This window comes from Nocardia sp. NPDC004582, from assembly GCF_053602115.1.
Window position 1 is genome coordinate 1 of record NZ_JBSGCY010000221.1, and the last position, 7,267, is coordinate 7,267.

The following is a 7,267-nucleotide window of genomic DNA, read 5'->3' on the forward strand; positions in this document are numbered from 1 at the left end:
CTCCGCAGGCCCCGGCGGCGGTGCCCGCGCCGACTCCCGAAGCCGTTGCGCCGCAAGCCCCCGCGGCGGTCGTCCCGCAGGCTCCGGCGGCGGTGGTTCCGCAGGCTCCGGCCGCGGTCGTCCCGCAGGCTCCCGCGGCCATCATCCCGGCGCAGGCTCCGCACGCGACGGCTCCGGCGGCTCCCACCCCGGCCCAGCCCGGGACGAGTCAGGCCCAGCCCGGGCAGACTCCGGCGCTCCCGGCGCAGAACCCGGGAACGCCGGGTACCGGTCCGGCGCAACAGAATCCGGCGCAGCAGCCGGGCGAATCAGTGCTCGAGGACGGGCTCCAGGTCTTCCAGCAGCTCGCCGATCAGTTCCTGAACAACTGGGAGCACGCGCAGACGCCGCCGCAGCCCGGCATTCAGCAGAAGACCGTGCCGCAGCCGGGAATCACCCTGCCGCAGAACGGAACTCAGCCGCCGGCCGCGCAGGCCAGGCCCGCCACCCCGGCGGTGCGGCCGATCGCGGATCTGCGCGCACCGGTGCGGCAATCGCCGAGCACCCCTGGCGGTCAGGGGAATTCGGCGGCGCCGGGCGGTCTCGGGACGCAGTCGACCCCGGGCGCGCAGGCTCCCGGCGCCGACAAGAACTCCAAGTCCGACAGCCTGGGCGCGGAGGGTGTGACCTCGCTGGTGCAGCTGGCCGTCAAGTTCTTCGGCCCGCTGGCCAAGATGCTCACCGGTGACTCGGGTCTGGGTGCGGACCTGATCAACCTGGCCTACAGCGTGGTCTCGGTGCTCAGCAACACACTGTTCAGCTCGACCGCCAAGTAGCCGCACACAACGCTGAGTCGCCCCCGCCCGGATCCTCCGGTGCGGGGGCGACTTTCGTTGCTCCGGCCAACGGACGCTCCGGCCAACGGACGCCCCGGCCAACGGACGCTCCGGGCAGCCGACGTCCCGGGCAGTGGGCGTCCCGGGCGGCGGATGTCCCGGGCAGCGAACGTCCTGGGTGGCGTCGGCTGTCGCGTATCCGGCGAATGGGTGAGTTCGGGCAAACATCTCGCGATCAGAACGCGGGCGGGTCCGGTTCGCGGCAGCCTGCCTGGACAGCACGGTTGTCGCCGCTCGGCGGCGCACGTGCGGACAATCTCGTGTCCGGTGGTTGGCAAGCATCCGGCGCAGGAGTTGCATGAATTCGGGGTCGAGTTCGACGGCCGGTGCGAAACGCTCGGCCCGATGGACTCGTCGATCGAGGTGGATGATGGCGTTCGGTGTGGGTTTGAGTATCGGCACGGTCAATACGGTCTGTTCCACGGCGGCCGATCGGACCGGCAAGCTGCCGCCCGGCCGCCGGGGTATTCCGCCGGCCATCTGGCGCACCACCCTCACCTTCGACAGTTCCGGCACCGCCCGGGTCGGGCGCATACCCAGGCACGGTCGCGTCATCACCGATTTCGCCGATCTCGCCCAGCGCGGCGCGCCGATGGCGCGGGTCGGGCACCGGGCGCTCTCGGCCGCGGATCTGGTGGCCACCGTGGCCTACAGCGTGGTCGCGGAGGTGCTGGGCAAGCCCCCGGCCGGGGCGCTGGACCACGGCGAGACCGGTATCGCGGTGACCCATCCGGCGAGCTACCCGGCCAATCTGGTCGCCGATCTGCGCACCGCCCTGGACGGCGTGGGCCTGGACCGGGCCACCCTGGTGGCCGAGCCGATCGCGGCCGCGGCCTGGCTGGCCGCCGAACGCGGGCCGCTCACACCGGGATTGGCGCTGGTCTATGACCTCGGCGGGGCGGGGCTGAATGTCACGCTGCTGCGCGTCGGCATGGGCGCGCCCAGCAATCCGATCGTCGGACTGCCGCTGCGTTCGACCGACTTCGGCGGGCGGGCGTTCGGTGACATGGTGGCGCGCACGTCGCGGCGTGGGGCGGGCTCGCCGGTGGTGCCGCGCGGGTTGTCGGACGCGGACTCCGGGGCACTGCGCGCCGACCACATTCGCCGCTCGCTCGCCCTGGTCTACCGGTGCCTGCGGATCGCGGACGTCACCATGGCCGATGTGGATCGGATCCTGGTGGTGGGCGGGGCCGCGCGGCCGCCCGAGGTGGCCCAGGTGCTGGCCGAGGAGTTGGCGCGTCCCGTGGTGGTCTCCTCCGACCCGGAACGGACCATCGCCGACGGCGCGGCCATCGCGGCCCGGCAGGGTGTGCTGGCCCAGGAGTCGGCGGGCCATCGGCATCATGCGCTGACCGGACTGTTCCGGCGTGTCACGCGCGTGGCGGCGCTCTGAGGGAGTCCGCGGCGCTCTGAAATGATCATTTGTCCTGCTACTCGCGAGTTCGTCCGTGAACCGTGTGTCCAGGTCTGCTAACTCGTGCAAGCATCTTGCGAACTGTTGTTGACGCCTCTCCGGTTTGGTGTAACTATTGGGTACACATACCGCCACTGACTGGAGAGGTGACGACGATGTCTCCGACCACGACCCCCCTTGACGACCCCGTGGTTGCCGAAGCTCAGGAGTACGCCAACAAGCTGCTGCTGCTCTCGGAAGGGTCGGTGAACAAGCACTTCGACCCGTTCGAGGACATCGACTGGGACAACCCCGACTTCGACGCCAACGCCCGCCCCGAGCGCTGGATCCTGCCGGAGTCCGCGGACCCGCTCGGCCGCCACGACTGGTATCAGTCGCTGACCGTCGACCAGCAGATCGCCGTCGGCAAGTACCGCCAGGCCAATATCGCCAAGGTCGGCCTGCAGTTCGAGTCCATCCTGATCAGCGGCATGGTCAACCACACCTTCTCGCTGCCCAACGGTGACGCGGAATTCCGCTACTGCACCCACGAGATGGCCGAGGAACTCAACCACACCCTGATGTTCCAGGAGATGGTGAACCGCATCGGTGTCGACGTCCCGGGCATGGGCCCGCTCGTCCGCCAGCTGCGCCTGCTCGGCGTGCCGGTCGCCATCGCGTTCCCGAACCTGTTCTTCATGGCCGTGCTCGCCGGCGAGGAGCCGATCGACCACATCCAGAAGCAGATCCTGCGCTCGGGCGAGGAAGTCCATCCGATCATGCGCGGCGTCATGAGCATCCACGTCGCCGAGGAAGCGCGCCACATCTCCTTCGCGCACGAGTTCCTCAAGCACCACGTGCCCGAGCGCAATGCCGCCGAGCGTTTCGTGCTCTCGATCGCCATGCCGCTCATCATGTTCGTCCTGGGCCGCTCCATCGCGACCCCGCCGAAGAAGTTCTTCCAGGAGTTCGACATCCCGGAGCAGGTGCGCAAGGAGCTGTTCTACGGCTCCAAGGAAGCCAAGCAGGTCTTCAGCGACTACTTCATCGACGTGCGCGCGCTGGCCCACGAGATCGGCCTGATGAACCCGATCTCCAAGCGGGTCTGGAAGCTGCTCGGCATCGACGGCGCCGCGTCCCGTTACCGCTCGGAGCCGATCCGCTCCGGCAAGGTCGCGTAGAGAAAGGGGACGTACAGTGCCGTACGTTGTCACCCAGTCCTGTTGCAGCGACGCGTCCTGCGTCTACGCCTGCCCGGTCAACTGCATCCATCCGACTCCCGACGAGCCGGACTTCCTGACCGCGGAAATGCTCTACGTCGACCCGCAGGCCTGCGTGGACTGCGGCGCGTGCGCCACCGCGTGCCCGGTGGACGCCATCACCTCCTCGAAGAAGCTGACCGACGAGCAGCTGCCCTTCATCGAGATCAACGCCGACTTCTACCGGCAGGAACGGCCGCGGCCGTTGCTGGCCATGCCGATTCCGGCGGCCGAGGTCAAGCCCGGGCGGGAACCGCTGCGGGTGGCCGTGATCGGCTCCGGGCCCTCGGCCATGTACGCGGCCGACGAACTGCTCACCCAGCCCGGCGTGTCGGTCACCGTGTTCGACAAGGTGACCACGCCCTACGGTCTGGCCCGCTTCGGCGTCGCGCCCGACCACACCAAGACCCGTCAGGTCGGCGAGCTGTTCGACGTGATCTCGGCGCAGCCGGGGTTCGGCTCGTACCTGAACGTGACTGTGGGCGAGCACGTTTCGCACGAGGAACTGCTGGCGCACCACCACGCGGTGATCTACGCCGTCGGCGCGTCCTCGGACCGCAAGCTCGGGATCCCGGGTGAGGGGCTGCCGGGCAGCGCCTCCGCCACCGACTTCGTGGCCTGGTACAACGGCCACCCCGACCAGTCGGGCCGGTTCTTCGATCTGTCGGCGCGCCGCGCGGTGATCGTGGGCAACGGCAATGTGGCGCTGGACGTGGCGCGCATCCTGACCACCGATCCGGAACTGCTGGCCGGCACCGACGTCTCGCAGCGGGCGCTGAACGCGCTGCGGCGCAGCAATATCGAAGAGGTCGTGATCCTGGGCCGGCGTGGCCCGGCCGAATCCGCCTTCACCGTGCCGGAATTCGTGGGCCTGCTGGGCGCGGATGTCGACATCGTGGTCGAGGGCGAGCTGCCGCCGATCGTCGAGGGCATGTCGCAGAAGGTCGAGCACAAGCTGAAGCTGTTGCACGGCTTGGCCGATCGCCCCGTGGGGGGACGCAAGCGGATCGTGTTCCGGTACCTGTCGGCGCCGCTCGCCATCGCGGGCGTGGACCGGGTGACCGGGGTCGAGGTGGTGCGCAACGAGCTCGTCACCGGCGACAACGGTGCGGTGCACGCGGTTTCGACCGAGGACGTCGAGACCCTCGACGCCGGACTGGTGCTGACCTCGGTGGGCTACCGCGGCGTGGCGCTGCCGGGCGTGCCGTTCGACGAGCGGGCCGGGATCATCCCGAACCTGGACGGACGGGTGCTCGAGGAGTCCGGCGGCGCGGTGGTGTCCGGCGCGTATGTGACCGGCTGGATCAAGCGCGGTCCGACCGGGTTCATCGGGACCAACAAATCCTGTGCGCAGCAGACGGTGCGGCAGCTGGTGGACGACTTCAATGCCGGGCGCCTGGCCCGGCCCGCGCGCAGCGCAAGTGATTTCGACCGGCTGGTCGGGGAACGGCAGCCGCACGCCATCCGTGGCGGCGCGGTCAACCGTCCCCGGCGCAAGCTGTCCTTGATGGTGCGTCGCTGACCCCACCCCTGTCGGCGTCGTCCCCGGGAGGCCGCCGCACGCAACCCCTGTGCGTGCGGCGGCCTTCGTCTTTTCCGGGCCCGGCCGGGCGGCGATGGGTGACTTTTTGTGCCGGGCAACGTATCCGGCGTCGCCGCCGCCGCGAATCCCCGGGGTCCGTGCGAACGCCCGCGGGTGCCGTCGAGTCCGCTGTACCGATGCTGTTGTGCGAGTTGTAATGCCGCGTTCGCTCGCGGCGACATCTCCGGTAGTAGAGAAGATTTCGTCGCGAATCACGGACGGTTGGGCGGCCCGCGTGGGGTGTTTCGGGGTAGCTACCGACCAGTGATCGGTAATCCGCCCTCGCATACTGACGTTGCGGTTTTGTTTTTCGGACACTACTCGCCTACCGGTCGGTATGAATTTATTGTTCGCTGTGTTGTAGCCACCGCTAAAGACTGTTCGGTTGCCTTTTTGGGGTGGTCGGATTTGATCTTGCTGGCGCGGTTGCCTGACCAGTAGATTCGCCAACTTCGCTACTGGACACGAAATCTTTTCTCCCGATTCGATATTCAACGCCCGCAAACGCCAGCTAACCTGAACGCGCTGTTTGGAAAACGACCGCGACCACATGGTTGGTATGCCTGATGGGCCGTGGTCTCGGTGCGTTGACGGGATAGCAATGACAGTTGGCTTTGGCATGAGCATCGGCACAGTGAACTCTGTATGGGCCACCACGGCCGGTGAAAGGAACCGACCAGCCGTGCGGGTTCGCCGGACCGCTGTCACCTTCGACAGCGCCGGCGGCCCGCAGATCGGGGGGATTCCCCGGTTCGCGCCGGTGGTCACCGACTTCGCGGATCTCACCGCCGATCCCGACCCGGTGGTCATCAGCGGCCGCATCTGGTCGCCCGCGGACCTCATCGCGGCGGTGGTGAACGGGCTGATCGAATCCCATGCGCCCGAAGCGCCCGCCGTATCCACCTATCCCGCTTGCTATTCGGACAAAATGGTCACCCGCATCCGGCGGGCGCTGGACTGGTCCGGAGCGGCGGATGTCACCCTGATGCCCGAACCGGTCGCCGCCGTCGAATGGCTCGACGAGGAATACGGCCTCTCCGAGAACGGGCTCACCCTGGTCTACGACCTCGGCGGCAACAGCCTCGACCTGGCCGTGGTGCGTACCGAATCCGATGTGGAGGAACGCGGCATCCTCGGCCGCGCCGAACGCTCCTACGACTTCGGCGGGCGGCCGCTGGGCGCGCTACTGGCCAAATACGCGCGCAGCATCGCGCCCGGCGCGACCCAGCCGGTCTCGGCCGTGGTGCCCGCCTCCGACACGAACCGTCTGCGCAGCTGGCATATTCGCAATTCGCTACGACTGGTCCGGTCCGTCGTGCACCGGGCCGGGCTGCACATGGAGGAGATCGACCGGGTGCTGCTGATCGGCGGCGCGGCCCGGCCCCCCGAGGTGGCGCGGGTGCTGGCCGATCTCGGCCGTCCCGTCGTCATGTCGCCCGATCCCGCGCACACCGTCGCCGTCGGCGCGTCCATCGCCGCCTTTCGCAGTGTCGATACCGGCTCCGCCATCGGCCGCTACGCCCCTCGCGCCGCCGTGATCTCCGGCGCGGCAGTCGCTTCCGCGCTCGCCATGTCCGCCGCCACGGTGCTCGGCGGGCCCGTCGCCGGGCCGCCCGGACTGCAGGCCGCCCCCGAACCCACCGATCCGCCCGCCGGCACCGCCGCCCTCGGCGGCGACGTCGTGGTCCTCGACGAGACCGCTACCCCCCTCGCGGGCCCCCGCTCCCACGCCGTCGCCACCGTGGCCGCCGTGCGCGGCTTCGCGCCGCAGGCCCCGACGGTCACCTCCACCTGGTACAACGGCCGTCCCGTGGACACCACCGGCGGCGGCAGCCACTGCGAGACCCGCGCCCTCACCCTGACCAATCCGGCTGTCACCTACGCCAACCCGGCCCAGTTCATCAACCCGCTCCCGTTCCAGAACCCCGTGCTCGCGGGCTGGACCATCGGCGGCTACACCGGCCAGACCCCCAAGATCAGCATCCCGGGCATCCCCTCCGCCACCCCGATCTCGGGCACCCTGCCCGGCGGAACCACCACCGGCGCAACCCAACCCGGCACCGGCCAGCCCGGCGCGACCCAGCCTGGGACGACGCAGCCGGGCACCGGCCAGCCGGGCGCGACCCAACCCGGCGGAACCCAGCCGGGAGCAGGCCAG

Annotated in this window: 4 protein-coding genes and 1 pseudogene; all 5 read left to right on the top strand. The window is 69.5% G+C overall.

Annotated elements, in window-relative coordinates:
• A pseudogene (locus ACWELJ_RS32575) lies at window positions 1–815 on the top strand (hypothetical protein); the annotation flags it as partial.
• 442 nt (window positions 816–1,257) lie between these two features.
• On the top strand, window positions 1,258–2,268 hold the full coding sequence (locus ACWELJ_RS32580) for an Hsp70 family protein (protein WP_452369917.1): 1,011 nt from the start codon (window positions 1,258–1,260) through the stop codon (window positions 2,266–2,268).
• A gap of 176 nt (window positions 2,269–2,444) precedes the next feature.
• Complete coding sequence (locus ACWELJ_RS32585) at window positions 2,445–3,449, top strand: AurF N-oxygenase family protein (RefSeq protein ID WP_452369918.1); 1,005 nt, start codon at window positions 2,445–2,447, stop codon at window positions 3,447–3,449.
• Window positions 3,450–3,465: 16 nt separating this feature from the next.
• Complete coding sequence (locus ACWELJ_RS32590) at window positions 3,466–5,049, top strand: FAD-dependent oxidoreductase (RefSeq protein WP_452369919.1); 1,584 nt, start codon at window positions 3,466–3,468, stop codon at window positions 5,047–5,049.
• 742 nt (window positions 5,050–5,791) lie between these two features.
• Window positions 5,792–7,267 (top strand): Hsp70 family protein (locus ACWELJ_RS32595; protein WP_452369920.1); only part of this gene is annotated, 1,476 nt, incomplete at its 3' end.

Coding starts and splice junctions, on each gene's coding strand:
- ACWELJ_RS32585 (WP_452369918.1), top strand. CDS start 2,445: ATGTCTCCGACCACGACCCCCCTTGACGACCCCGTGGTTGCCGAAGCT.